The organism is Hymenobacter psoromatis, assembly GCF_020012125.1.
Taxonomy (GTDB): domain Bacteria; phylum Bacteroidota; class Bacteroidia; order Cytophagales; family Hymenobacteraceae; genus Hymenobacter; species Hymenobacter psoromatis.
Map to the genome: position 1 here is coordinate 1,961,740 of NZ_JAIFAG010000001.1, position 25,928 is coordinate 1,987,667.

At 62.1% G+C, this 25,928-nt stretch carries 26 protein-coding genes; 13 read left to right on the forward strand and 13 right to left on the reverse strand.

The window, feature by feature from the left end:
* Positions 1 to 16 precede the first annotated feature (16 nt).
* From LC531_RS08400 to LC531_RS08425, 6 genes are all read left to right on the forward strand, one after another.
* Positions 17 to 190 carry a hypothetical protein gene (locus LC531_RS08400; protein ID WP_223649857.1) on the forward strand — a complete coding sequence of 58 codons (174 nt, stop codon included), beginning with the start codon at positions 17 to 19 and terminating at the stop codon, positions 188 to 190.
* 203 nt (positions 191 to 393) lie between these two features.
* Positions 394 to 756, forward strand: coding sequence for a hypothetical protein (locus LC531_RS08405; RefSeq protein WP_223649858.1), 363 nt, complete (start codon positions 394 to 396; stop codon positions 754 to 756).
* A 238-nt stretch (positions 757 to 994) separates the two neighbouring features.
* Positions 995 to 1,885 carry a DUF4145 domain-containing protein gene (locus tag LC531_RS08410; protein WP_223649859.1) on the forward strand — a complete coding sequence of 297 codons (891 nt, stop codon included), beginning with the start codon at positions 995 to 997 and terminating at the stop codon, positions 1,883 to 1,885.
* Between the two features lie 163 nt (positions 1,886 to 2,048).
* Complete coding sequence (locus tag LC531_RS08415) at positions 2,049 to 2,252, forward strand: type II toxin-antitoxin system RelE/ParE family toxin (protein ID WP_223649860.1); 204 nt, start codon at positions 2,049 to 2,051, stop codon at positions 2,250 to 2,252.
* A gap of 3 nt (positions 2,253 to 2,255) precedes the next feature.
* A complete protein-coding gene (locus LC531_RS08420) occupies positions 2,256 to 2,399 on the forward strand; it encodes a type II toxin-antitoxin system RelE/ParE family toxin (RefSeq protein WP_223653898.1) in 144 nt (47 codons plus the stop codon).
* Positions 2,374 to 2,676: a helix-turn-helix domain-containing protein gene (locus LC531_RS08425; RefSeq protein WP_223649861.1), complete on the forward strand. Its 303-nt coding sequence runs from the start codon at positions 2,374 to 2,376 to the stop codon at positions 2,674 to 2,676. Before LC531_RS08420 ends, LC531_RS08425 begins: the two co-directional genes overlap by 26 nt.
* 106 nt (positions 2,677 to 2,782) lie before the next feature.
* On the opposite strand, the gene LC531_RS08430 is transcribed toward LC531_RS08425, so the two are convergent.
* Positions 2,783 to 3,244 carry a helix-turn-helix domain-containing protein gene (locus LC531_RS08430; RefSeq protein WP_223649862.1) on the reverse strand — a complete coding sequence of 154 codons (462 nt, stop codon included), beginning with the start codon at positions 3,242 to 3,244 and terminating at the stop codon, positions 2,783 to 2,785.
* A gap of 8 nt (positions 3,245 to 3,252) precedes the next feature.
* Positions 3,253 to 3,585 carry a type II toxin-antitoxin system HigB family toxin gene (locus tag LC531_RS08435; RefSeq protein ID WP_223649863.1) on the reverse strand — a complete coding sequence of 111 codons (333 nt, stop codon included), beginning with the start codon at positions 3,583 to 3,585 and terminating at the stop codon, positions 3,253 to 3,255.
* A gap of 202 nt (positions 3,586 to 3,787) precedes the next feature.
* Between LC531_RS08435 and LC531_RS08440 the strand changes: the two genes are divergently transcribed.
* The 4 genes from LC531_RS08440 to LC531_RS08455 all read left to right on the forward strand — a co-directional run bounded on the left by LC531_RS08440 (position 3,788) and on the right by LC531_RS08455 (position 7,840).
* Positions 3,788 to 4,828 (forward strand): Fic family protein, encoded by a 1,041-nt coding sequence (locus LC531_RS08440; RefSeq protein ID WP_223649864.1) that lies wholly within the window; start codon positions 3,788 to 3,790, stop codon positions 4,826 to 4,828.
* A gap of 154 nt (positions 4,829 to 4,982) precedes the next feature.
* Positions 4,983 to 6,041, forward strand: coding sequence for an aldo/keto reductase (locus LC531_RS08445; protein ID WP_223649865.1), 1,059 nt, complete (start codon positions 4,983 to 4,985; stop codon positions 6,039 to 6,041).
* 212 nt (positions 6,042 to 6,253) lie between these two features.
* Positions 6,254 to 7,345 carry an OmpA family protein gene (locus LC531_RS08450; RefSeq protein ID WP_223649866.1) on the forward strand — a complete coding sequence of 364 codons (1,092 nt, stop codon included), beginning with the start codon at positions 6,254 to 6,256 and terminating at the stop codon, positions 7,343 to 7,345.
* A 96-nt stretch (positions 7,346 to 7,441) separates the two neighbouring features.
* The gene (locus tag LC531_RS08455; protein WP_223649867.1) at positions 7,442 to 7,840 is read left to right on the forward strand and encodes a sugar 3,4-ketoisomerase; all 399 of its coding nucleotides are present in this window, start codon (positions 7,442 to 7,444) and stop codon (positions 7,838 to 7,840) included.
* On the opposite strand, the gene LC531_RS08460 is transcribed toward LC531_RS08455, so the two are convergent.
* From LC531_RS08460 to LC531_RS08470, 3 genes are all read right to left on the reverse strand, one after another.
* Positions 7,798 to 8,754 (reverse strand): glycosyltransferase family A protein, encoded by a 957-nt coding sequence (locus LC531_RS08460; protein ID WP_223649868.1) that lies wholly within the window; start codon positions 8,752 to 8,754, stop codon positions 7,798 to 7,800. The two genes, LC531_RS08455 and LC531_RS08460, sit on opposite strands and share 43 nt — an antisense overlap.
* Positions 8,751 to 9,986, reverse strand: coding sequence for an MATE family efflux transporter (locus LC531_RS08465; RefSeq protein WP_223649869.1), 1,236 nt, complete (start codon positions 9,984 to 9,986; stop codon positions 8,751 to 8,753). Before LC531_RS08465 ends, LC531_RS08460 begins: the two co-directional genes overlap by 4 nt.
* Before the next feature lie 94 nt (positions 9,987 to 10,080).
* Entirely contained in the window at positions 10,081 to 11,076 is a 996-nt protein-coding gene (locus LC531_RS08470) for a hypothetical protein (protein ID WP_223649870.1), read from the reverse strand.
* A 125-nt stretch (positions 11,077 to 11,201) separates the two neighbouring features.
* On the opposite strand from LC531_RS08470, the gene corA reads away from it, so the two are divergent.
* A complete protein-coding gene (corA, locus tag LC531_RS08475; RefSeq protein WP_223649871.1) occupies positions 11,202 to 12,401 on the forward strand; it encodes a magnesium/cobalt transporter CorA in 1,200 nt (399 codons plus the stop codon).
* A gap of 94 nt (positions 12,402 to 12,495) precedes the next feature.
* On the opposite strand, the gene surE is transcribed toward corA, so the two are convergent.
* Complete coding sequence (gene surE, locus LC531_RS08480) at positions 12,496 to 13,347, reverse strand: 5'/3'-nucleotidase SurE (protein ID WP_223649872.1); 852 nt, start codon at positions 13,345 to 13,347, stop codon at positions 12,496 to 12,498.
* A 59-nt stretch (positions 13,348 to 13,406) separates the two neighbouring features.
* On the opposite strand from surE, the gene LC531_RS08485 reads away from it, so the two are divergent.
* A complete protein-coding gene (locus tag LC531_RS08485) occupies positions 13,407 to 15,209 on the forward strand; it encodes a M14 family zinc carboxypeptidase (protein ID WP_223649873.1) in 1,803 nt (600 codons plus the stop codon).
* 29 nt (positions 15,210 to 15,238) lie between these two features.
* Here LC531_RS08485 and LC531_RS08490 read toward each other — a convergent pair whose 3' ends face one another.
* From LC531_RS08490 to LC531_RS08500, 3 genes are all read right to left on the reverse strand, one after another.
* Positions 15,239 to 15,703: a BLUF domain-containing protein gene (locus LC531_RS08490; RefSeq protein WP_223649874.1), complete on the reverse strand. Its 465-nt coding sequence runs from the start codon at positions 15,701 to 15,703 to the stop codon at positions 15,239 to 15,241.
* A gap of 229 nt (positions 15,704 to 15,932) precedes the next feature.
* Positions 15,933 to 17,168, reverse strand: coding sequence for a bifunctional 3,4-dihydroxy-2-butanone-4-phosphate synthase/GTP cyclohydrolase II (locus tag LC531_RS08495; protein WP_223649875.1), 1,236 nt, complete (start codon positions 17,166 to 17,168; stop codon positions 15,933 to 15,935).
* A gap of 161 nt (positions 17,169 to 17,329) precedes the next feature.
* Positions 17,330 to 18,517 (reverse strand): glycosyltransferase, encoded by a 1,188-nt coding sequence (locus LC531_RS08500; RefSeq protein WP_223649876.1) that lies wholly within the window; start codon positions 18,515 to 18,517, stop codon positions 17,330 to 17,332.
* 142 nt (positions 18,518 to 18,659) lie between these two features.
* Here LC531_RS08500 and LC531_RS08505 point away from each other — a divergent pair, with 142 nt between their 5' ends.
* Entirely contained in the window at positions 18,660 to 19,421 is a 762-nt protein-coding gene (locus LC531_RS08505) for an FkbM family methyltransferase (protein ID WP_223649877.1), read from the forward strand.
* On the opposite strand, the gene LC531_RS08510 is transcribed toward LC531_RS08505, so the two are convergent.
* The 4 genes from LC531_RS08510 to dnaG form a co-directional block, all read right to left on the reverse strand.
* Positions 19,409 to 20,644 carry a glycosyltransferase family 4 protein gene (locus tag LC531_RS08510; protein WP_223649878.1) on the reverse strand — a complete coding sequence of 412 codons (1,236 nt, stop codon included), beginning with the start codon at positions 20,642 to 20,644 and terminating at the stop codon, positions 19,409 to 19,411. The genes LC531_RS08505 and LC531_RS08510 overlap by 13 nt on opposite strands.
* Positions 20,645 to 20,729: 85 nt before the next feature.
* Positions 20,730 to 21,755 (reverse strand): potassium channel family protein, encoded by a 1,026-nt coding sequence (locus tag LC531_RS08515; protein ID WP_223649879.1) that lies wholly within the window; start codon positions 21,753 to 21,755, stop codon positions 20,730 to 20,732.
* Between the two features lie 120 nt (positions 21,756 to 21,875).
* A complete protein-coding gene (locus LC531_RS08520) occupies positions 21,876 to 23,243 on the reverse strand; it encodes a phage tail sheath family protein (RefSeq protein ID WP_223649880.1) in 1,368 nt (455 codons plus the stop codon).
* Positions 23,244 to 23,410: 167 nt separating this feature from the next.
* Positions 23,411 to 25,477 carry a DNA primase gene (gene dnaG / locus LC531_RS08525; protein ID WP_223649881.1) on the reverse strand — a complete coding sequence of 689 codons (2,067 nt, stop codon included), beginning with the start codon at positions 25,475 to 25,477 and terminating at the stop codon, positions 23,411 to 23,413.
* Positions 25,478 to 25,928 lie beyond the last annotated feature (451 nt).

The window sequence follows — 25,928 nt, forward strand, 5'->3', positions numbered from 1 at the left end:
TTAACATTTTGCAGCCATGAGCGACAAAGAAATCGAACGGACGCTGGAAAAGTTGCGCAAATTCCGCGAACGCCTGGCTGGCGACAAAGAGGCTTCTAAAAAGTTCTTAGTTGAAACCGGCATCATCACGCCCGAAGGCAAACTAACCGAATCTTACCAGAACCTATGTATACCGCGAGGACCGGCTTAGCACTGGGCTTTCACGGTACTGACCAATCAGTCGTTAATGCCGTAATCAATGGCCAGGCCGAGTTAAAACCCCGTGACAACAAACACGATTGGTTAGGGCACGGAATATATTTCTGGGATAATAGCCCTAGTAGAGCGCTGGATTGGGCAATAGAACTGAGTGGCAAGCTCAATAGCCATATTACCCAGCCCGCCGTCGTAGGTGTGATACTGGATTTGGGCAATTGCCTGGACTTGCTTGACTACAAAAACCTGGTCTTCCTGAAGGATGGTTACGAGCTGCTGCAAGCTACCTCGGCCGACGCGGAAATAGGCATTCCGGTAAACAAAGGCAAGACGAGTGATTTGCTGCAACGAGACTTAGATTGTGCGGTAATTGAGGCATTGCACAATTCGCTACGCAAGGAAATGCTACCTGAATTTGACTCGGTGCGTGGGGTATTCTGGGAAGGCAAAGAGATTTATCCCACCGCTGGCTTCCGCGAAAAGAACCACATTCAAATCTGCGTCCGCAACCTCGACTGCATCAAAGGATACTTTCTACCCCTACCCCGCATTACGTCGTAGCCTGCTGCACCAGCGCAACGCCGCCGAAACCCCGGCCCGCCTCCAGCAGCTCCAGCAAATCGCCGTCGCCAACGGCAATCTGTTTGACGAGCTAATGGAAACGGTGAAATATTGCTCGCTCGGCCAGATTACGAACGCGCTGTTTGAGGTCGGCGGGCAGTATCGGCGAAATATGTAGGCTTATTCTTTATCAATTCACCCGCTAACAACAGTCCTTTCGCAAGACCACATTCAACCCATGAGCACTGAAGCAAAAAAAATCAAAAACTACTGCGGTAATTATCAAAATACGACAAACCATGAAGTTCTCTTTGCCAAAACTCAAAGCGGTGACGACCCTGATTATAATTATGCGACCAAATACATAACAGTTCAGTGCATGGGTTGTGAGCATGTTTCATTTAGGCAGGAGAATCATGACTACGAATCTTCATATCCCGATGAATTCGATAACTGGACCCACGAAATCACTACCTATCTGTATCCTAATCCACTTCAGAATCACAGAACCATAAGCGAAACCTATTTGCTTCCACCGCAGATAAAAACGGTGTATGACGAAACAATTAATGCCCTAAAAGCAAATTGTCACCTCCTGGCTGGTGTAGGGTTTCGCGCAGTAGTTGAAGCTATTTGCCTTGACAAGAATATAACTGGCAGAGATTTAGCAGCTAAGATAAACAGCTTGGCACGCAATAGATTTATTACAGACAAAGAATCTGAACGTCTTCATACCGTTCGATTTATGGGCAACGATTCTGTCCATGACATGTCAGTTCCTAAAGAGAAAGCGTTGCACGTCTTATTAGAGATAATCGAGCACTTACTCAGCAATCTCTATATTATAGACCATCATGCAAAGCCGGTTTTGAATACATTTATAAATACTCAAGATGATTTTGAAGACTTGCTACTCAAAAATTTGAAATTATTCAAATCTGGGGATGACCTTCCTTTAGCAAAATACCTTGGCAAGGATGTAAGGCGGCTAAATGGCCATATCAACGTTTTTGAAAGTCAATTAATTGCCGGAATTACTTCTGGAGAATTCAAAAGGCTACAAGTTGGGACTGTAAAACATTTTGGCACAAATACCACTGAAACATTTCAACACTTTACACTAGTCTAAAAGTACGGGTGGCGTGAATCATTCAACCGTGTTGGATTTGTGCCTGTCATCTAACTACCTCCCCCGCCACACCAAGCGGCGGCGGGGGCCCTGGGGGCGGGCGGGGAACAAACCACCGAGAAACCCGGTTGTCTGATTGGACAACCGGGCTTACTTTTGCCCGATGGCCAAAAAGCGCGAGCTGTTTTTCTTCAAAAGCTATTTCCGGGACTTCTATGCCAGCCAGAGCGAGAAGGTCAAGAAGAAGATTCTGTGGACGCTACGCGTAGTGGAGGACCTGGACCAGATTCCAGAGCTGTATTTCAAACACCTGACCGGCACCGATGGCCTGTATGAAATCAGGGTGCAGGTTGGGAGCGATAGCTGAAGCATCTTCTGCTTCTTCGATGCGGGCAACCTGGTGGTAGTCGGCCACGGCTTCACCAAGAAAACGCAGAAAACCCCGCCAGCTGAGTTAGCCAAAGCCCACCAAGTCAAAGCCGAATACTATGCAAGCCAACGAAAACCTAACTAGCCTCGACCAGTTCATCGAGCAGGAGCACGGCGCTACCGGCACCAAGCCGCGCGAGGAATTTGAGGCTGGCTACGAGACGTTTAAGCTGGGGATGATGCTCCAGCAGGCCCGCCGGGCCAAAGGGCTGACGCAGGCGCAGCTGGCCGAATTGTCCGGCACGGATAAGGCCTACATCTCCAAGCTGGAAAACGACTTGAAGGACGTGCGGCTCTCCACGTTGCAGCGCATCATTGCCGATGGGCTGGGCGGGCATCTGGAGTTTTCCATCAAATACTGATTTACAGCGCTGTAACTCTCAGGGCCCCTGCCACGGCAAGCGGCGGCGGGGGCCCTGGGGGCGGGTGGGAGCTTTTACTATCGTATCAGTATCGGATATAATCGTATCAAATCGTATCACGGGCCAACGCTCCTTTTGCGCTGCCTTTATGCACCAGCCGCGCGTTGCGGGGTAGCGTGGCGGCGGGAGCGGCCAACTCGTAGGGCCGGTTGAAGGCTTCCTGCGAAACGTGGAAGTAGCTGGCGAGGCGGCGGATTACTTCTTTAGACAGGCCCCGGCGGCGGCTGAGGATATCCGATACTGCGCCTTTACTCAGGCCCAGGGCGGCTACCAGGTCCTTGGCTAGCAGCTGGCGGCCGGCCATGAGGGAGCGCAGCAGCTCAATGGGGTCGGCTTCGGACAGGGTGGCGTGTGTCTGGTCCCAGGTTTCGACGAGCAGCGTGAGCAGGTCGATTTCGTCCAGCGCGGCGGCCGTGAGCTGGGGCGCGATAACGAGCTGTTCGAGCTGGGTGCAATACGCTTCGTATTGCTGGGCGTCCTTAATGACGGTGTATTTCAGGGTTTCCATAATCCGCATCAGTATAGGGTAACGGTGTACTGCTGATTTTTAGCGCAAAGTTTATCGTATTCGGCGTGGGTGCCGAGCCAGCACACGAACAAATGAACCTGGTGCTGCCCAAAGGCATAGCTGGCAATGAGCCGATAATTATTTCCACCAATATCAAATACTACGCGGCTGGTGCCATTGCCCAGTAAATCGGCCGCGCCGAAGGTTTGCTGGATGTCGGCGGGCGTGTTCCAGTCGGCGTATTTCACTGCAGCCAGCCACAGCGCGAAGTAACTGCGGCTGCGGGCGTGGCGGGCCGCATAGTCTTCGACGGTTTGCCGTTTGATAAGGTGAACTTTCATAATTGATACGCCAAAGTTAATTCAAAAGTTCGCATTATGCGAACTAATAAAGGGACATGCTTTTAAAATGCTCCTCCCGCCACGGCAAGCGGCGGCGGGGGCCCTAGGGGCAGGCGAGGCAAGCGCCGTTATATCGTATCGCTACTAGCTCCTATCGTATCGTACCGTATCTGGGGCGGCGGGCGGCGCGTACTTTTGCGGCATGGAAACGCAGGTACACACGGTGGCGGTCACGCTGGATTGGGGGTTGCTGGCGGCGGTGAGCAAGCTCGATAGGTTCGATGCCTCGTGGACGGCCATTGAGCGGCGCGAGGGCCAGAGCCTGAAGCAGCTCAAGGCCATTGCCACGGTGCGGAGCGTGGGCGCTTCGACGCGCATTGAGGGCTCGCGCATGAGCGACGCAGAGGTGGACGTGCTGCTGCGCAACACCAACATTACCAAGCTGGAAGACCGGGACTCGCAGGAAGTAGTAGGCTATTTTCAGGCCCTGGACTTGATTGCGGACGCCTACGCCGACATTGACCTCACCGAAAACAGCCTGAAAGGGCTGCACAGCCAATTGCTGCGTTTCAGCCGCAAGGACGAGTGGCACCGGGGCAACTACAAGCAGCACCCCAACTCCGTAGAGGCCAGCCTGCCCGATGGCACCAAGCGGCTGGTGTTTGCCACCACCGCGCCGGGCATCGCCACCGAGGATGCCATGCGGGCGCTGCTGGCCTGGTATGCGCAGGACGCAGCCACGCACCCGCTGGTGAAATGCGCCCTGTTCTGCTACGAGTTTCTGAGCATCCACCCGTTTCAGGACGGCAACGGGCGGCTGAGTCGCCTGCTGGCCACCCTGCTCCTGCTGAAACAAGGCTACGTCTGGATTCAGTACGTGAGCCTGGAGCACGAGATAGAGAGCCGCAAAACCGAGTACTACCGCGAGTTGCAGCGGTGCCAGTCGCAACGGCCGGGCGAGAATGTTTCGTCGTGGCTCACCTTCTTTTTCAGTGCTTTGGGCAACGTGCAACAGCAATTATTGCAGAAGCTGACGGCCGACGGTGCGGAAAGCCAACTACTGCCCCGCGAAAAGGCCATTCTACTATTTATTGAAAATAACCCCGGCTGCCGGTCGGGGGTTATTGCCAAACGCCTGGCCATTCCTGCCCCTACGGTTAAAAAAATACTCGCCATTTTGGTAGAGCGGGGACTAATTGCGCGGCACGGCAGCGGTCCAGGCCTCAACTATACGCTACCCTAGATTTTTTTCGTACACCCACGCGGCCCGCCCCACAGCTATCCCAAGCCGCTCCCAGCTTCGGCAGCGGCGGTGGGGGGCGCGGGGGCGGGGAGGCTATCGTCTCGAATCGTCTCAAATTGTATCACGGCACGGATGGTGCGCTAAGCTCCGCGGTATGATAGAGCGCGTGCATACCGTGCAGGTGACCCTGCCATACTGCTCGTTAATACTGAACGAAACCCGTATTCGGTGCTGCAACTGGGATAAAGGCGGCGGCAGTCTGGAAGCGGCCGCGGCTGGCCGGCGCAACCCCGCGCCGGCTTCGGGGGTTACTAGGCTGATTATTCTACCAGCCCTACCCCCCATGACGCTCACCATCGCGCCCCAATCGGCCCAGCCGCTCACTGTCAACCGCCTGGGCTACGGCACCATGCGCCTCACCGGCCCCCAGATTTGGGGCGAGCCGGCCGACCGCCCCCAAGCGCTCGATATTTTGAAAACCGCCGTCAAAAGTGGCGTAACGTTTCTGGATACGGCCGATTATTACGGCGACGACGTGACCAACCGCCTGATTTTCGAAGCACTGCATCCCTACCCCGCCAATTTAGTTATCTGCACGAAGGTGGGTGCCACCCGCCGGCCCGATGCCAGCTGGGTGCCCTTCAACACGCCCGCCAACCTGCGCACAAGCATCGAAAACAACCTGCGCACGCTCAAGCAAGAGCAAGTGCAGCTGGTGCACCTGCGGCTGATGGGCCACGGCGGAGTACCGCTGGCCGAGCAGCTCGGAGCCATGTTTGAGATGCAAAAGGAAGGTAAAATCCAGCACGTGGGCCTGAGCAACGTGAGCCCCGAGGAGCTGGAAGCCGGCCTTAAACTGGGCGAGATTGCGACCGTCGAGAATATGTACGGCTACGCCCAACGCACCACCCTGCGCGAGGCCCACGGCGAAACCCACGGTGGTGAAGAGGTACTGGCCCTGTGCGAGCAGCACGGCATTCCGCTGGTGCCGTTTTTCTCGCTCGTTCATGGCCTGCCCAAAGCCGGCGATAAAATGGCCGAGCTAGCCAAGCGGCGCGGCGTATCGGAGGCTCAGCTCAACATTGCCTGGCTGCTGCACAAGTCGCCTATGCTGCTGCCGATACCGGGCACATCGTCGCTGGCACACCTGCGCGAGAATTTGCAAGCCGCTGACATTGAGCTGAGTACCGAGGACATGGCTTTTCTGGGGTAGGGAAGCCACGGCCGGGGCCCGGTCGTGCACTGCCTAGTAACGCCCTACCCCACCCGGCGCGCTACCTTCACGAATTTAGGCAGCTACCATTCATAAAAGTATATGATAACGAGTAGTTAATAGCATTGACAGTCAAGGTAGCCGAGCGCGCCGGGGCCGGGCAGCAAATGGCGGCGGCGGCGAAATAATCGGGCGGCTACTAGTTTAGACCCATGAAACTCAGCGTTTGGTATGGCCTGGCCGTGGCTGGGCTGCTGGCTGGGCCCCTACGGGCATCGGCCCAGAGCCTGGCCGGCACCTGGCAGGGCGTGGAAGCCGAGAAGGGCGACCCGCGCTACTGGCCGGCGGTGCTGCGGGTGCAGGCCGGCAAGGGCACCGCCCTTTTCGGTGTGCTGTACCAGGAAGTGGGCGGCCAGCCCGAGGTATCGGTCACGTTCCAGATGCAGGGCACGCGCACGGGCACGCGGCTGCGGCTCGACCACGTGCGCAAGCTTAATGAGACGGGTGGCTCGCCCCTCAGCTACTGGTGCGATGGCAGCATCGCCTTTACCTACGACCCGGCGCTGGAAAAGCTGACCGGCCACGCCACCTACGACCCCGTAAACGACTGCGACACGGGCGACTTCACGCTCTACCGCGTCAGGCTCAAGTCGGCCGCTACGGTGCCGGCGGGCGCGGCCACCAATCTGCGCGTATCGGGCCGCGACGTGCACTGGTTTGCCGATGCCGAGCTGAAACAGCCCGTGGCCACCGGCAATATCTACCGCACTAAACTCAGCAAGGCCACTACTTTTTATATCACTCAGGGTTACTACCCCTCGGTAGAAAGCGCGGCCGTGCCCATTACCATTCAGGTAAGCGGGGCTAAGCCGGGCCGCCCGGCGCGGCCCGCGCCGCCAGTAGTCAGTGTCCCGCCTGTGGTCCCTACCCCCCCCGATACGCTGAAGGACCCCTTGACCAGCGCGCCGGTCATTTCGGCCGCGCCGGTGGTGCTGCCCACGGTGCTGTTTAAGCTGGGCAAACCCGAATTGCTGCCCGAAGCCAGCCCGGCCCTCGACCAGCTGGCGGCTGCCCTGCGCGCGCGGCCCGCGCTGCGCCTGCGCATAGCCGGCCATACCGACCGCGTGGGCGAATCTGATAAAAACCAAGTACTTAGCGAGCAGCGCGCCGCCGCCGTGAAGGCCTACCTGGTGCGCGTCGGCATCGCCGCCGACCGCCTCGAAACCGTGGGTTACGGCGATACGCGCCCCCTCTACCCCTCCCCCGATGCCCGCAACCGCCGCGTAGAAGTCAGCCAGTTATAAGGGTCTCTGATTGAAAAGCTCATCATGGCGCGCGCCGCGCGGCCAGGACCAATGGCTGCAACCAAAAACCCTATCTTTGCCGGCTAGTTTCGCTGCATGACGCTTCCTTACCTTTTTTCGCTGCCTACCCACGGCGCGGCCGCCGAGGGCTGGCTCACGGTGGCCGAGGCGACGACCCTACCCTTCGCCGTGCGGCGCGCTTACTGGATAACGGACGTGCCCGCCGGGCAAGTGCGGGGCCGCCACACGCACCGCACGCTGGAGCAGGTGTTTATGGCGCTGAGCGGCACGCTGCGCATCACGGTGGAATGCCCCGGCTTCGCCCGCCACACGTTTGAACTAAGCCAGGCCAGCCAGGCGCTGTACGTGCCGGCCGGCTCGTGGCGCGAGGTGCAGTTTGGGGCCGGCGCGGTGCTGCTGTGCCTGGCCTCGCAGGAATACGACGAGGCCGACTACGAGCGCGAGCCGGCCAGCAACGCACGCGCCGGCCAGTAGCGCAGCAGCGCCAGCAGGCGGTCGGGCAGGCCGGGCGGGTGAGTTTGGGCGAGGAGCTGGGCCAGCTCGCGCGCTTCGGACAGGCGGCGGCGGGGTAGGGCGTGGCGCAGCTCGTAGCGCAGGCGCACGCGCAGGGCGGCCAACTCGGGCGCGGTGCGGCACAGGGCCAGGGCCTTGCGGCACACCTGGATGGTCGAGGCCAGGTAGGGGTCGCGGTAAAAGGTTGTCTGCGCGCTTTTGCTGCGCGGATGCAGGCGCTTGCGGGTCGTCACGGCATCCTGGTAGTAAAACTGCCAGTCGCGGCTGGCCCGTACCCAGAAGTCAAAGTCCTCGTAGCTCAGGCTTTCGTCGTAGCCGCCCAGGGCCAGCAGGGTAGCGCGCCGCATGAGCACGGTAGGCGGGCTGATGAAGTAGCGCCCCAGCACATCGGCAAAGACCCAGCCGCTGGCCGGGCGCGGCAGCAGCTGGCCGGGGTGGCGCGGGTCGGGGCGCTGGTGCAGGCGCAGCGGCTGGCCGGCTTCGGTCACCAGCTCACAGTTGGAATACACCACGCCGTAAGTGGGGGGTAGGGCCTGAAACAGCGCCACCTGCTGGCTCAGGCGCTGGGGCAACAGCTCATCATCGGTGGCAAAATCAACCACAAATTCGCCTTGGCTTTGAAAAAACGCCAGGTTGAAAGCCCGGCAGTTGCCCACGTTGGCGGGCAGCAGCAGCAGGTGCCAGCCAGCCTGGGCCAGGGCGTATTCGCGCAGGATGGCCGGGCTCCCGTCGTGGCTGGCATCATCCACGAGCCAGACTTCCAGGCGGGGGTAGTCCTGGGCCAGAATGGAATCCAGGGCCGCCCGCAGAAACGGCGCATGGTTGTGGCACAGGGCCACGATGGTGACGAGAGGCGGCGGAGCGAGGCTGGTCAACGGCGCTTTTTTGAAGGTCGAAAATACGGACGCCAAAACCAACCCAGGCACAGCACCAGCAGCACGCCGTGGTGAGCCGCGTGGGCCAGCACCAGCCCCGGCAGGCCGCGCGCGGGTAGCAGCCCCACCACCAGGCCCACGTAGAGCACGGCGGCAAAGGCTTGCCAGGCCAGGTAAGGCCCAGGGCGGGCCCGTACCAGCAGCACGTACAGAAACACCCAACTCACCAGCTTGGCCCAGTCGCCGAGCAGCTGCGGGGCCATGAGCGAGGCCGCCGCCGCCAGGCGCGGCGCAAACAACAGCGCCAGCACCTCGCGCCGCAGCCCATACACCAACCCCAAACCCAGCGCTAGGCCTACGGCGAGCAGCGCGGCTACCGTACCCACGTAGCGACGCTGCTCGGCCGGGTGCGGAGCCAGCGCCGCCAGGCGCGGAAAAAATACCGTGCTTAGCACGGCCCCTACCACCAGCGTATAGTTATCCGAGAGCTTGGCCACGGCCTGCCATTGGTCGGTGGCGGCCGGTACAAAGTGCGCAATCAGGTAGGCCCGCACCGCATAGTCTATGGTTCGGTCAAACAGCAGCCCGCCCAGCGCCATCAACAGAAACCGGCTCAGGGCGCGCACGGCCGCGCGGCTGGGCCGGGCCGCCGGCCCGCCGCGCAGCAGCCCGGCCCGCCGCGCCAGCAGTAGTCCTACCCCCGCCGACAGGGCTTGCCCGCCCACGTAGCCGAGCAGCACCTGGCTCATGGGCCGCCCCAGCGCCAGCAGGCTACCCGCGGCCAGCACCCCGGCGGCACTCAGCACCGTGGCCAGGGCTACGTAGGCCCCGCGCCGGCCGGCCGCCAGCAGGGCCGCACCCAGCAGGGCCTGCCCCGTTACGAGCCCCATTGCTACCGTAAAAGCCACGGTGCGGCCCACCGGCCACGCCGCGCCGCCCAGCCCCCCCAGCAGCGCGCCGGCCACCACCACCAGCCCAGCCGTGAGCCACAGCGCAGCCCCCAGGTAGAGGCGGTAGCGCGCCGTGCCAGGGCGCAGGGGAGCCAGATACGTGGTGGCCCCAACCTGCACGCCATCGGCGGGCAGGGCCCCAAACAGAGCCATCAGGTTCTGAAACTGCGCCAGCTGCGTGAGGCCGCCGGGCCCGCCGTAGAGGGCTACCAGCTTATTCAGCAGCAAGGCCCCGGCGGCCCGCGCGCCCACCGCCACCCCCGTGCCAGCGGCCCCGCGCACAAACGAGCGCAGGTGGGCGGTATCTTCTCGGGCCAGGGGTAGGCGGAGCTTGAACAGGGAGCAGCTAAAAAAAAGTGAGAAAGCGGTACGTTACCTAAAGCGGCTTCTGCCAGGTTAGCTTTAAGCCGGCCAGGCCGCCCAGGTGGCGCTTAAAGTTGAGCAGCGAAACGTGCGGCTCGCGCCCATGCAGCGTCGAAATGCCCAGGTCCACTACGGCCAGGCCATTAGTACGAGCAAAATCGTGCAATCCGGCACGTAGCATCACCGCCGGGCTCAGCTTATTGAGGCGCAATGGGGTAGCGAGATAAAAGTCGTATAGCACCCGCTGGCTGGCCACAATGGCGATGACTACTCCCGCCCAATCGCCCGACGGCTCGCGCACCGATAGCAACAGGTGCTGGCGCGGGAAGCTGTTGAACAGCTCTTGTACCCGCGCCAATGGCAACGACAAGGACCGCCCGCGCTCGCGGCGGCACGCCGCCAGGAAGTCGTAGGCCAGGGGTAGCAGCAGCGGCGGCTCCTGCTCCAGCACAAAACCCGCACGCTGGCACTTACGCAGGTAATGGCGCTCGGAGCGGTGCAGGTGGGCTTCGTAGTCGCGCTGGGTATCAAGGTGGTAATTCTCCTCGGCCAGCACTACTTCGTAGCCGCGCTGGCGCAGGGCTTCGGCCAGGGTAGCCGCCCCAGCGGGGTCGTAGCAGAAGGCGTAGCCGCGCACTTCGAGCCGGCGCTGGCCGTAGCGGCGCAGGGTAGCCTCGGCCTCGGCCAGCAACGGGTGCAGGGCGGCCACGGGCAGGCCCGCGGCCAGCTGCACGCCCCCAAAGCTGGCTTGCCCAGGGGAGCGGGCCAGGCCGGGCCCTTGGGCATCGGGCACCACGTAAAATTGAGCTACCGTGCGGCCGGCGGCGGCATCTTCCAGAAAAAACGCCAGCACCGGGCCCGGCTGCCGCTGCAACGCCTGGTGGGCGGGCTGCAAGTATAAAAACGGCTCAAAAGCCAGCGGCAGCCGGGGCGCGGCTGGGGGCTGGCCAGCCGGGGTGGCGGCTACGTATACGTCCCAGCCGGGCGGCAAAGCAGAATCAACGGGCAAGCTCGGGAAAGAATTAGCGAAAAAAAAGGGGCGGGGCGACCCGCCGGCAAAGTACGGCAGCCGCCGGCCGCATTTCTATTTTTGCCGCACCTTGCGGTCATTTTCGTTTTTAGTCGTTGCTTTTCATGAGTTCCGCCAGCGCGTTTCCTACCCCCCCACCCGCTGCCCTTCCCGCGCCCGGCCGCGGCAATGCCCTACCCCCCGACCCCGACCGGGAGGCCCGCCGCCAGGCCCTCTACCAGCAGGTGGGCCAGCGCCCCGGCACGCTGCACGTGCAGCCGGGGGCGCTCAAGCCACGCTTGTTTTTGCTTTCCTATGACGAGCACAGCTGCGAGGAAGGCGAATACTCTGACCGCTACGAGGAGCTATTGGCCTACCTGCGCGCTCACCCCGAATTGAAACATTGGGTAGACGTGCGCGGCTACGGCGACCTGCCGCTGATGGAAAATCTCATGCAGGAGTTCGGCCTGCACCCGCTCCAGATGGAGGACGTGCTCGGCGACTACCAGCGGGCCAAGGTGGAGGTGTTTGACGACAACCGGCTGTTTCTGGTGTCGCGCATGACCGAGTTTACGGCCCAGCTCACGGTGAGCGACGACCAGCTCTCCATCTTCACCGGGCCGAATTACGTGCTCACGTTTCAGGATACCTACGACGACTGCCTGGATGTATTGCGCAACCGCATCCGGGCCAATTTCAGCCAGCTGCGGCGCAAGCCCGTGGGCTACCTCGCCTACGCCCTCACCGACGTGGTGCTCGACCACTACTACCCCACGATGGCCGCCATCGGCGACTATATTGAGGAGCTGGAGAGCAGCATCTTCAACACCCAGCGCGAGCGCCGGCTGCTGAGCCGCATCCTGCGCATCAAGAAGGACGTGGTGCGCTTTCGCCGCCTCGTGTACCCGGAGCGCGACAAGATGTCGGAAATTCTGCGCCTGCCCGAAGAAGTGGTGCCCGAGGAAATAAAAGTCTACTACCGTGATGCTTACGACCACGCCATCCAGGCCCTGGACCTGGCTGAGAGCTACCGCGACAACATCTCCTCGCTCACTGACCTCTTCCTTTCGGACCAGAGCAACCGCATGAACGAGGTGATGAAGGTACTGACTATCATCAGCTCTATCTTCATCCCGCTCAGCTTCGTGGTGGGCCTCTACGGCATGAATTTTCAGCACGAAGACGCCCACGGCCACGTGCTGCCCCTCAACATGCCCGAGCTATACGAGCCGCTGGGCTACCCCATTTTGCTCGGCGCGCTGCTGCTAATCGTGCTGGGCCAGGTGTATTATTTCTGGCGCAAGGGCTGGTTGAATAGTGATTAGAAGCAGGGGACGAGGCTTGTCCCCGCCCGCCGTTGCACGTCTCGCTTTGGCATCGTTCAACGACGGGCGGGGGCAGGCCCCGCCCTCTACCCCGCTAATTCGCTGGTCCGTAATCCTGATTAGCGATGGGCTGGGGTGGGGCAATGCCGGGGCCGGCGGGGGGTAGGGGCAGCTGCCAGGCTTCAGCTAGTTCAGTGAGGGCCTGGTAGTTGGTGAGGTCAAATTGGCAGGGTACTATCGACACGTAGTTTTCAGCCAGGGCGGCTTCGTCGGTGTCGTGGCCGCGGTCCTGGTTCAAAAACTCACCCAGTAGCCAGTAATAGGGGCGTTTGTAGGGGTCATGGCGCTGCTCAAAGGTTTCCTGCCACTTGGCGCGGGCCTGGCGGGCCAGCCGGATACCCTGGATGGGGCCGCTGGCGTGCTTGGGAATGTTCACGTTCAGGGCCGTGCCGGCCGGAATGCCGTGGGCCAGCGCCTGCCGGCAAATGTCCAGCACCCAGGGGCCGACGTGCGAAAAATCGGCGGCGTCGCCATACTCGCAAAGCGAAAAGCCGATGGCCGGCAGCCCCTCGATGGCCGCCTCGATGGCCGCCGACATGGTGCCCGAGTACAGCACGTTCACCGAGGAGTTGGAGCCGTGGTTGATGCCCGACACCACGAGGTCGGGCCGGCGGTCTTTCAGCAAATAGTGCTTGGCAATTTTCACGCAGTCGGCCGGGGTGCCGGTGCAGGCGTAGGCGGCCACGTCTTCGCCAAAAATAGCCGACTTATCCAGCCGCAGCGGGTGGCCGATGGTAATGGCGTGGCCCATGCCCGACTGCGGGCTGGCGGGGGCCACCACCACGATTTCCGCGTCTAGCTCGCGCATAAGGCGCACCAGGTGCGCGATGCCGGGGGCAATGAGGCTGTCGTCGTTGGAAACTAGGATGAGGGGACGGGTTGGCATGGGGAAGGTCAATGGGAAAAATCGTTCGCGCCAGTTATCATGGCCGCGCTTCGCTCGCCATGACAACTGGCGCGAACACCCCCAAAGGTACCTTCGCGCCCATGTTCTTCGCCTCGCTTTTGCTCGCCGCCGCGCTCATGTCCCCCGCCCCTACCCCCCCGCTGCTCACCACCCCTTTTGAGCGCGACCCGCAACACAACACTACGACCACCTACGCCGAGTGTATGGCTTTTTATAAAGCGCTGGCCGCTGCCTACCCCGCCACTGTGCGGCTGCGCGAGGCCGGCCCCACCGACAGCGGCGAGCCGCTGACCGAAGTCGTGCTCTCGGCCGATGGCACCTTTGAGCCAGCCGCCAGCCGGGCGCTAGGCCGGCCCGTTTTATTCATCCAAAACGGCATTCACCCCGGCGAGCCCGAGGGCATTGACGCCAGCATGCTGCTGGCCCGCGACCTGCTAAGCGATAAAAAGCGCCTACCCCTGCTGCGGCAGGTGACGGTAGTTATCGTGCCCGTTTACAACATCGGCGGGATGCTGAACCGCAACTCTACTACCCGCGCGAATCAGAACGGCCCGCGTGAATATGGCTTCCGGGGCAATGCGCGCCACCTCGATTTGAACCGTGATTTCGTGAAGCAGGACTCGCGCAATGCGCGCTCGTTCGCGGAGTTATTTGGGAAGTGGCGGCCCGAGATTTTTGTGGATACCCACACCTCCAACGGCGCTGATTATCAATACACGATGACGCTCATTCCGACGCAGGCCGACAAGCTGGGACCAGTGCTGGGGCCGTACCTGCGGGAGAAGCTGCTACCCGCCCTCTATGTCGGCATGGCCCGGAAAAAGTGGGCCATGACGCCGTACGTGGACTTCGAAGGCGAAACGCCGGAGAGCGGCCTGCGCGCTTTTCTGGAAAGCCCGCGCTATTCCACCGGCTACGCGGCGCTGTTCAACGGCCTCGGCTTTATGCCCGAAACGCACATGCTGAAGGCGTTCGGACCGCGCGTGCGGGCCACCTACGACCTGCTGCTGACCTACCTCGAAACTACCGCTACTCAGGCCCTCGCCCTGCTCGCCGCCCGCGCCGCCGCCGACCAGGCGCTAGCCACCCAAACTGAGTTTCCGCTGGCCTGGGCGCTCAACGAGCAGCCCAGCGGCACGGTCGAGTTTCGGGGCTACGAGGCCGGGCACCGGCCCAGCGCCGTGAGCAGCCAGCCGCGCCTCTACTACGACCGCCAGCGGCCCTACCAGCGCCCGGTGCCCTTCTACGACGCGGCCCACGCCATGGCCCGCGCCGCCGCGCCGGTGGCCTACGCCATTCCAGCCGCCTGGGGCGAGGTGCTGGACAACCTGCGGCGCAACGGCGTGGTGCTGCGCCAGCTAACCGCGCCCCTCACTGGCCCCGCCGAAACATACAGCATTGAAGACTACAAAACAGTTGCCAAGCCCTACGAAGGCCACTACCTGCACAGTCAGGTCAAGCTCTTACCGCTTACCGCTCCACTCAGCACCCTACCCCCCGGCACCTGGCTGGCCGTGCTGGCCGAGCAGGGTCCCGCCCGCCGCTACCTCGTGGAAGCCCTAGAACCGCAGGCCACCGACTCGTTCTTCGCCTGGGGCTTTTTCGACAGCATCTTGCAGCAGAAAGAACACTACTCCGACTACGTGTTTGAGGACCTGGCCGCCGAGTTTCTGACCCAAAACCCCGTCGTGCGCCAGCAGCTGGATGCCGCCAAAAAAGCCGACCCGGCGCTGGCCGCCAGCGGCCCCGCCCAGCTGGAATGGGTGTACCAGCACTCGCCCTACGCCGAGGCGGGCTACCGCCGCTACCCGGTGCAACGCTGGCTGGGGAAAATTCAGTAGGGTGCGGGGCGGGCCAGCACCCGTATCGGCTACTCGTCCGTGGCCAGGGGGGTAGTAAAATCGGCCAGGAAGCGGCGTAGCTGCTCGGGAGCGTGCACGACCAGGCCGGGCGGAAGGGCGTAGCCGGGCTCCGGCACCAGTGGGAAATAGCCGGTAGTGGTGCGGAGGTCCTGGGCGGCAGCCAGGGCAAAGCCCATCCGCCAATCGGGAAACATGCGGCTCGCCGCCTCGCCCTCGTGCAACACGAAGGCGTGCTTGTGGCGCGGGTCACGCGCGATGCGCTCGTAAAGCGCATTGATTTCATCGCGCGGGCCCTCCAGCACTTGCACAAATTCCTTGGTATCGGCGGCGTAGAGCAGCAGGCCCGTCAGGCGGCAGTGCTGGTTGTAAGCGCGGGCCTTGCGCAGCAGGCCGGCCAGCTCTTCCGGCGGCAGGCCGGCACCCGTAGCCAGGCTATGGTAGATAATTCGATATAGCGGCTGATGGGCAAGCATACGGGTGGCAAACTTGATAAACTTCGCTTTTTATACGCAGCCGAGCGCCCAAACAGTTCGGCGCGGCTGCCGAGTAGCCGCGTTCTCACTAGCCACGCCCCCGCTGGCAGCATCGACTGCCGCAGCCAGCTCACTAGCTTTCCACGAAGTGCCCGCTCTCAGGGTCGTAGCACATCCCGCTGAATAGACGAGTAGCTAGCCTATAAAAGGCAGGTTATGAGCAGCTACCCTACGCCGCTTCACCAGCTTTTCCCGTTGGCTTCATCGCTTGCAAGATATCATGCCCCATTTTGTCGCGCTTCGTCGTTAAATACGACTGATTATGCTGGTTGGGGGTGATTTCGATGGGCACGGTTTCGACCACTTCCAAGCCGTAGGCGAGCAGGCCGGTGCGCTTCTTGGGGTTGTTGGTGAGCAGGCGCATCTGCCGGATGCCCAGGTCACGGATAATAGCCGCGCCCACACCGTAGTCGCGCTCATCGCCCCGGAAGCCCAGGTCCTCGTTGGCCTGCACGGTATCGCGGCCGGCCTCCTGCAGCTTGTAGGCTTTCAGCTTATTAAGGAGACCAATGCCCCTACCCTCCTGGTTCATGTAGACGATGACGCCGCGGCCTTCGCGCTCAATCTGCTCCATTGCCTGGTGCAGCTGGGGGCCGCAGTCGCAGCGGCACGAGCCGAAGATGTCGCCGGTCACGCACGAGCTGTGCACACGTACCAGCACCGGCTCGGGGCCGGAGACATCGCCCTTCACCAGGGCCAGGTGCTGGGCGCCGTTCGAGCGCTGGGTGTAGGCATAGAGGTCGAAATCGCCGTGCGCGGTAGGCAGCTTCACCGTGATTTCGCGCTGGATGAGGCTCTCCTGGGCCAGGCGATACTTGATGAGGTCCTGCACCGAAATCAGCTTCAGGCCCCACTGCTCGGCCACTTTGCGCAGGTCGGGCAGGCGGGCCATCTCGCCGTCTTCCTTGAGAATTTCGACCAGCACGCCGGCCGGCTCGAAGCCCGCTAGGCGGGCCAGGTCCACGGCCGCCTCGGTGTGGCCGGCGCGGCGCAGCACGCCTTCCTTGCGCGCTTTGAGCGGAAAAATGTGGCCCGGCTTGCCCAGGTCCTCGGGCTTAGTGGCGGGGTCGATGAGGGCCAGGATGGTCTTGGAGCGGTCGGAGGCCGAGATGCCGGTGGTCACGCCGTTGGTCAATAAATCAACCGACACGGTGAAGGGCGTAGCGTGCAGGGCCGTGTTGCGGCCCACCATCAGGTCGAGGCCCAGCTCGTCGCAACGCTCGGCGGTGAGGGGCGCGCATACCAGCCCGCGCCCGTGGGTGGCCATAAAGTTGATGACCTCGGGCGTGGCCGAGCGGGCGGCACAGATAAAGTCGCCCTCATTTTCGCGGTCCTCATCGTCCACGACGATAATGACCTTGCCGGTGCGAATGTCCTCAATGGCGGATTCGATGGAGTCAAGCATAATACTAATAGTAAGTCGTTGTCATTGCGAGCGCCACGAAGTGGAGCGCGGCAATCCTTCCTCCACGTGCAGGATTACTAACTCCGCGATAGGGACGACAAGGAAAGACTGCCGCGCTCCACTTCGTGGCGTTCGCAATGATGGATGGGGTTCAATAAGCTTTAACAATTATCCCGAAACAAGTTCTCCAGGCGCGCCGTGGCGGCGGCCCAGTCGTAGGTTTCTTCCACAAAGGTGCGACCGGCGGCGGCCAGGCGGGCGGCGGCGGGCGCATCGGCCAGCAGGCCGGCCAGCGCTTCGGCCAGGGCGGGCGCGCCCTCGGCCACCAGCAGGTGGCGGCCGGGCGCGCCACCCAGGGCGTTGTGGGCCAGGGGGGTAGTCACGCAGGGCAGCTGCATGGCCATCGCCTCCAGCAGCTTGTTTTGCAGGCCCGTGCCCACCCGCATGGGGGCCACGAACACCCGCGCCCCAGCGTAGGCAGTGCGGATGTCGGGCAGCCAGCCGCTCACCGCTACCCCCGGCCGGGTAGCCAGGGCCCGCACTTTGGGGCTGGGCGTGGTGCCAGCCAGCAGCAGCCGGGTCTGAGGCTGGCGCTGGCGCACCAGGGGCAGGATTTCTTCGGCCAGCCAGCAGGCGGCATCCACGTTGGGGTAGTAACCCATATTGCCGCAAAAGAGCAAGTCGCAGGTTTTTTCGGCCTCCGGCCGGGGCTGAAAACAGGTGAAGTCAATGCCGTTGGGCACAACGGTAATTACTTCTTTCTGAATATGTTGAATGAGTTGCTGGTCCTGCTCACTAATAATGGTGTGGTGCCCGAACCAGTCGAAGGCCGCTGCCTCATAGGCGGCCAGGCGACGGGCCTCCAGGGCCAGCACGGGGCGCTGCCAGGCCGGGGCGGTGGCCGCCCGCCGCGCCATGCCCGCCGAAAACACGTCCATATAATCGAGCGTCATCGGGTAGCGGCCGGCGTGGGGGCGCAGGTATTCGGCCATGCGGATAAGCTGGCAGTACACGTGCTGCGGCCGAAACTCGGCCAGCAGCTTATCGACCAGGCGCTGCGCTTTTTCTTCGTAGAAATAGCCCACCTGCAACGGCCACCCGGTGGTGGCCAGCGCCCGCGCCAGGCCCCTACCCCGGCATAGCCGGCCCAGGTAGTGCAGGTGCAGCCCACCCCGGCACAGCGGCCGCACGGCCGCCAGCGCGGCGGCCGGCACAGGCTCATCGCTGAGGGCCAGCAGGCAAATTTCGTGGCCCCGCCCGGCCAGGTAGCGCAGCTGGTGAAAGGCCCGAAGCTTGTCGCCTTTGTCGAGGGGGTAGGGAAAGCGGGAGAGCAGCACCAGCAGTTTCATGCGGGCGCAAAGATAATTGGGAGTGCGGAGTACGCTTTAGCCTGCCAGGAGAAGGAGCAGTAAACCGCCAACGGCAGCCTAAACCCTACCCTACCCCATTCACGACTAGCTAAGGCGTACCCTACACGCTCTTGCTATACCTTTGAAGCCAACTGCCCCCTGCGAGGTGTTTGTAATGAAAGAGTTTCTCAAGAAAATAATCAAAAGCCTACCCATTGCCTTTACCCAAAACCAGCGCTACGACCGCCAGACGCAGCAAGTGCTGCGGCGGGTGCTGCGCCCGCGCTCCAGCTGCGTAGACGTGGGCTGCCACAAGGGCGAGGTGCTGCTGCAAATGTTGCGCTACGCGCCCCAGGGCCAGCATTTTGGCTTCGAGCCCATTCCGGTACTTTATCAGCAATTAACGGTCAATTTTGCCAGCCGGCCCAACTGCCACTTCTACCAGCTGGGGCTGGGAGCCACCCCCGGCGAGGTTTCTTTCAACTATGTGGTGAGCAACCCGGCGTACAGCGGCTTCGTGAAGCGCACCTACGACCGGGCCCACGAGGAAGACACGCTCATTACGGTGCGGCGGGCGCGGCTCGACGACGTGCTACCCCCCGGCACCCTCGTAGACCTGCTAAAAATTGACGTGGAAGGCGGCGAGCTGCAAGTGCTGGAAGGCGCGCAGAGGCTACTGGCGGCCAGCCGGCCGGTCATTATTTTTGAGCACGGCATCGGCGGCTCGGACCACTACGGCACCCGCCCCGAGCAGGTATACGACCTGCTGACGGCCCCCGCCATCGGCCTCAGCATCTCCACGATGGCGCGCTGGCTGGCCGGACAACCGGCGCTGAGCCGCGCTGAGCTGGTGCGCGAGTTTGAGCAGCGGCTCAACTACTACTTCATCGCTTACCCCGCCTGAACGGCCCGGCCGGCCCCCACTCGCGCGTACAGCGCCTCGAAACGCTCCGTCACGCGGTCGTTGGCGTAGACCGCGGCGGCGGTAATGGCGGCGGTGCCGCCGATGGCAGCCACCGGCAAGCGGTCGTGGTAGTAGTCACGCAGGGTTTGCTGCCAGGCGGCGGCCCCATCGCGCCGGATGATGTCGTGCCCGTCCCGCACCTCAATGCCCTCGGCCCCGATGCTGGTGCTCAGAATGCCTTTGCCCAGAGCCATACCTTCGATGATTTTGACGCGCATCCCGCCGCCGCTCAGCAGCGGCACCAGCATCAACTCGTACTGCCGCATGAAGGCGGCGGCCGACTCCACGAAGCCGTGGATGAACACGTTGTCGTGCCGCGGCACCAGCAGGTGGGCGGGCGGAGCCACGCCGGCCACGTGCAATTCTAGGTCGGGCAGCTCGGCGTGCAGGGCGGGCCACACCTCGCGCAGCAGCCATTCCAGTCCCTCCAGATTGGGCAGCCAGTTCAGGGAGCCAATCATAAAAATGGTGCGCGGCTGGGGCTTAATGCTAGGGTCGGGCTGGAAGCTGGCCATCTCCACGGCGGCAGGCACGAGGGCAATCGGTTCGGGGCAGCCTAGCTCTCGGAGGCGCACGATGTCTTCCTTCGTAATGGCTGCTACCCCATCGAAACACCACAGGTATTCTTTCTCAAAGCGGCGCAGCCGGGCAGCTAGCTGGTTCAGGTATTGACGCTTCGCTAAATTTTTCTCACCCTGCGCCAGTCGCTCCCAGATAACGTACTCGATATTATGTGCCCGCAGTATGCTCACGGCTCTTTCAGGAGTTAAATCCTCCGAGTCCAGCCATTCGTGATACCACGCCACGTAGGTGCCCTCGTACTGGATAACGTCGAAGCTTTCGGTCTGAATTAACGGCACTAGCACGCCGATGACATCCGAATTAATAAACCGCGCGATGTTGTAGGGCCGGCGAGAAAACAGCAGATTCCACAACGCCTTCAGCGGCCGAGCGGTGGTATCCACGTCCACCGTCACGAGCCGGAAATTCGGCCCCAAATGCGCCAGCACGTCGGCCGGCTGATGGTGTTTGGGGGTGTTAATGGCCAGCATCGTGACGCGATGCCCCGCCCGCAGCAGCCCCGCCGTGATGTTGTAGATGCCAATCGCGCCCCCATCGTGCAGGGGGTAGGGAATGCGCGGGCTGACTTGCAGGATGTGCATGGGAGGTACTAAGCAATGAGCAAAGAACAGTGAGCAATTATCTGCTCCGTTCTCTAATCGCTCACTGTTCATTAATAATTACTAACTACTTATATTGTTGATGAATGGCTTGAATCTGCTCCTCGTTGCCGAGTACCAGGAGCACATCGCCGGCGGCGGGGCGGTAGTCGGCGGCGGGGCTCACTTCGAGCTCACCACCTTCGCCGCGGCGCAGGGCGATGACCGTGGCCCCGGTGCGCGAGCGCACGTCCAGCTCCCGGATGCTCTGGCCGCGCAGGCTGGGGCGCAGCTCGCCGAAGGATAATTCTTCAAGGCGCAGCTTGTTGGGGTCGAGGCCCGAAATCATGTCTAGAAACCGGATGACTTCGGGCCGGATGACGAGGTTGGCCATGTGCGAGCCGCCGATTTCGTCGGGCAGCACTACCGAGCTGGCTCCCGCCGAGAGCAGCTTGCTCACGCTGCTGCGGGCGCTGGCACGGGCAATGATAGTAATGTGCGGGTTCAGCTCGCGGGCCGAGAGGGCCACAAACACGTTGTCGGCGTCTTTGGGTAAGGCCGTGATAATGGCGCGGGCGTGCTCAATACCGGCTTGGCGCAGGGTATTATCGAGGGTAGCGTCGCCGAAGACGGCCGGAATCTGCTGGTCGCGGGCCAGGCGGTCGTTGGCGGCAACCAGCAGGGCCTGGTTTTGCTCCACCACCACGGCGCGGGTACCGCTGTGGCGCAGCTCGTCGTAAGCCTTGTAGCCGTTGCGCCCGAAACCGCAGACAATGACGTGATTGCGAAAGCTCTTGATTTCCTGGTCGGTGCGAATCATGCGAAAAAGGTGGCGCAATTCGCCGTCAAAAATGTAGGTCGTAAGCACCGACACGAGGTAGGCCACCACCAACAGGTTGAACAAAATATAAAACGAAGTGAACAACCGCCCTGCGTCCGACAGCGGATGCACTTCTCCAAAACCGACCGTGGAGGCGGTTATCACCGTCATGTAGAAGGCATCGAGAAAGGAGAAATGCTCCAGCACCATGAAGCCCCCTACCCCCACCGTGAAGCTGAGGACCAGCAGGGCCAGCGCCAGCCACAGGCGGGTAAGATTGAGCTGCTTAAGCATTAAACCAGGGCGGTACTTGGGCGGGGGTAAAACCAATGGGCAAGCTTACGCCGCACGGGTCCACCGGCTTTCAATCCGAAAAGTACTGCGCTCCGGCCGACAACCCCGCCCCGTCCCCGGTCAGAAGGCCGCTTGGGGCAGAATAATCCGGATGATACTGAATTCGGCGGGCCGCACGGCCGCCAGGCCCATTTCAACCACCAGGCGGCCCGCCAGGATGTCGGCGGCCGTCATGGTTTTACCCAGCCCCACCACCACGTAGAAAGCCTGCGCGGGCTTCGCGCCCTGCAAAGCGCCCTGCCGCCAAAGCAGGTTCAGGAAATTCTCAACCGTGGCCTGCACCCGCATCCAGGTAGCGGCATCGTTGGGCGCGAACCCGAAGGACGCGATGCCTTTCTGAACCGACTCTCTCACAAACAGGAACAGCCGCCGCACGCTCACGTAGCGCCACTCATTGTCGTTGCCGGCCAGGGTGCGCGCGCCCCACACTAGCGTGCCCTTGCCCGCGAAGGCCCGGATGGCATTCACCGACTTACCGCTCGCCGCGTCCACGGTCAGCTTGGTCAGCTCGGCATCGGTCAGGGCGTGGGTCAGCTTGGTAACGTAGTTGATGGCCACGTTAGCGGGCGCTTTCCATACGCCCTGCTGGCTATCAACGGCGGCGTAAATGCCCGCCAGGGCGGCGCTGGGCGGCAGCCGGCAAGGCAGGCCACGGATAGCAGTAAGGGCCTGTTGATACCGTGGGGGATTGCTGCTGGCCAGCGCACTAAGCTTGGTCGTAACGGCCGCGTTGGTGTGGAGAAAATACTGCACGTCGGTCTGGTTTTCGTCCACCAAAAAGGGCAGCGCGGTATCCAGGTTGGGTGCGTAGGCCGCGCCGTAGCTCAGGTTCTCGGTGCCCACGCCGTGCGCCCGAAAATTGCCAATGGCAGTCAGCAAGCTAGCCTCCGGGTTGAGCAGCGACACGTCGCCGCCGTGCACGTCCAGCACCACAAACCGGTCCTGTAGCTGCGCGCACTGCGCCAGGGCTAGGTCGTGCAGCAACTTAAAGTCGGCAATATCCGCGAGAAGCTGCGCCTCCGGGAATACCAGCAGCGTGGGCTCATCGAACGCCCGCACTGCTTGCAGTCCCGCTACCAGCTCGCTGGCTACCAAGGCAGTACCCAGCGCTTGGTACGCGCCCACCGACACCAGGTAGCACGGGCCGCCCCCATTGCCGAAGTATAGCTGCAAAGCGTAGTGCAGCAAGTACCGTGAACGGTCGGCCACCGCCAGGCTAGCCGCCGCGCTCAGCGCCAGTGGGTGTCCGGCCGCATCCTGTTGCTCCCGGATGGTGACGGTGAGGCCAGTTTCGGGCTGCGGCCCGCCAAACAGCTGCTCATATTCCAGCAGCGACTTGATGCGAGTCGGCAGCAGGTGCAAATCGTTGGCAATGAGCTTCTGGGCCTGCTGCGTGTACCCAATGAAGGCCGGAACAGCGGTTGCCACGGACGCTATCGAGGGCGGAAATCCAGAAATTTCCTCGCTATACACCCCTGGCGTGTGAAAGGTCGGTACCATGTGTTTTAGAGGGGATGGGTGGCTGGGTAAGTGAAGCGCCGAAACTACGCGAAAGTCACTGAAAATCAACCCTAAATCTCTAATCGGCCCTCCCCTCACGCATTGCGCGCCACCACCGTCCCCAATAGTTGCGCTAGCTGATTATCCAGCTTGGTTAGCTCATTATAGCGCAGCAGCGCGTTCAGCTTCTCATTCTCATCGAGGCGCGGGTCGTTGAGCTGGGCCAGGCACTGCTGGCGCTCGCGCTGCACGTGGCACTTGTTGAGGCGCAGGATGGCATTATCGCAGGCTAATTGAATGAGGTTCAATTCAGTAGGCACGTAAATATCCTTAATGCGCCAGTTGGGGCTGAGGTCGTAGCGCTCGGTGGCAAAGTCGGCCAGCAAGTTGCGGATGGGCGCGTCCTCGTGGTGGGCCAGCAGGCGCAGGTCGGGTAGCTGGCCTTGCAAAAACCCCTCGCGGCATTCGGCCCATAGCTGGGCGTAGAGCGGCGTGCGCAGCGGCGTGCCGTCCAGCTGGCTCAATAAATAATGCGCCACCGTCACCTCGGGCTGCACCTCGTGGGGGCCATAAAGCACCAGCAGGCGTAGCACGGCCTGCTCGCACTGTTGCAGCACGTCGAGCGGGTGGTCCAGCGCATCAGGGTCGGTGGTGGGGCCGGCAAGTTGGGATTTCTCCGCCTCCGAGCCGTGGGTGGCCCCGTACATGGCCATTTCAATCTCCTCCTCGGGCGTGAGGGGGCGGCTGGCCGCGGCGGGGGGGGTAGGGCCGGATGCGGCGCTGGGGCCGGAGCCCCTACCCCCCTCCTCGGGCCGGGCCTTGGCCGGACTACCCGTTTTGAGCAGCTTATTATACTCGGTGATAATCACCTGCTCCTCAAAGCCGAACACGCTGGCTGTTTGCTGCAAAAACACCTGGCGCTTGAGGCCGTCGGGCACTTTGGCGATGCTTTGCAGCACCTCGCGGATGGCCTCGGCCTTTTTCACCGGGTCCTGGCTGGCCTCGCGGGCCACGAGGGTGGTTTTGAAGGCGATAAAGTCCTGGCTTTGGCCCTCGATGTACTCGGCGAAGCGCTGGTCGCCCACTTTGCGAATGTAGCTGTCGGGGTCGTCGCCGTCGGGGAAGAGCACCACGCGCACGTTCAGGCCGCCTTCGAGCAGTAAATCAATGCCGCGCAGGCTGGCCTTGATGCCCGCCGCGTCGCCGTCGTAGAGCACCGTCACGTTATCGGCATACCGCTTGATGAGCCGGATTTGACCTTCCGTGAGCGAGGTACCCGACGAGGCCACCACGTTTTTAATGCCGCCCTGGTGCAGGCTCAGCACGTCGAGGTAGCCCTCCACGAGGTAGCACAGCTCCTCCTGCCGGATGGGCTGCCGCGCCTGAAACAGCCCGTAGAGCACGTCCGACTTGTGGTAAATCTCTGATTCGGGCGAGTTGAGGTACTTCGCCATCTTATCGTCGCGCTTCAGCGTGCGCGCCCCGAAGCCCACCACCCGGCCGCTCACGTTGTGAATCGGGAACATGACGCGGCCCCGGAAGCGGTCGTAGCGCCGGCCGGTATCCTGGCCCTGGTCGTCCTCGCGCTTGATGACGAGGCCGGTTTTCTCCAGGTATTTGAGCTGGTAGCCGGCTTTCTCGCCGGCCTTCAGTAGGTCGTCCCACTGGTCGAGCGAGTAGCCCAGCTCGAAGGTCTGGATGGTGTTCAGCTTCAGGCCGCGCTCGCGCAGGTAGGCGTAGCCGATGCTCATACCCTCCTCGGTATCTTGCAACAGCTTGTGGTAGTGGTCTTTCGCCCAGTTAGATACGATGTACTGCGAATCGCGCTCGTTCTGGGCCAGCTGCTCTTCGGGGGTGCGCTCCTCCTCTTCGGGCACCCCTACCCCGTACTTTTTGGCCAATGCGCGCAGGGCTTCGGGGTAGGAGCTGCCCTCGATGTCCATCACGAACTGGATGATGCCGCCCGCCTTGCCGCAGCCGAAGCACTTGTATAAGCCTTTGCTCGGATTGACCGAGAACGAGGGCGACTTTTCGTTGTGAAACGGGCAGCAGGCCCAGTAATTCTGGCCCTTGCGCTTGAGGGCCACGTAGTCGCCCACCACCTCCAGAATGTCGGCGGTGTGGATAATCTGGTCAACGGTTTCTTTGGGGATGCGGGCCACGGATTCAGCTTAGAGGCTCAAATTTACGCCTGCCTGCGCCCCCAACGCCGTCAATTTTTTTCGCTAAAAATGTTGCATCTTTGCGTAACTCCCGGCGGCTGAACCTAGTATCACCTCCAAGCGGGAAGGGCGCGAACCCTCCCCGCCGGCTGTTGGTTTGTGGCGCAGCAGCACGTACATGCTGCCCGCTACCAGCAACCACCGGCTAAGCCGCGCGAGCAGCTTAATCGGGAGCCTGACGGTGATTACTACGTAATCACCGCCGCTGTTTGGTTTTTTCTCCATGAGTTTCGAGAGTTAGGAGAAGAAAAACACCCACTTCGAAGCCCGTGGCCGGCCAGCCACGGGCTTCGCTCGTTTTGGCCGAAGCCGAAAAGCGATGCCGTGGCGGCGGGAGACTACCGCACAACGCAGCAAAAGTAGCGCGGACTCACAAAGTCCGCGCTACCCA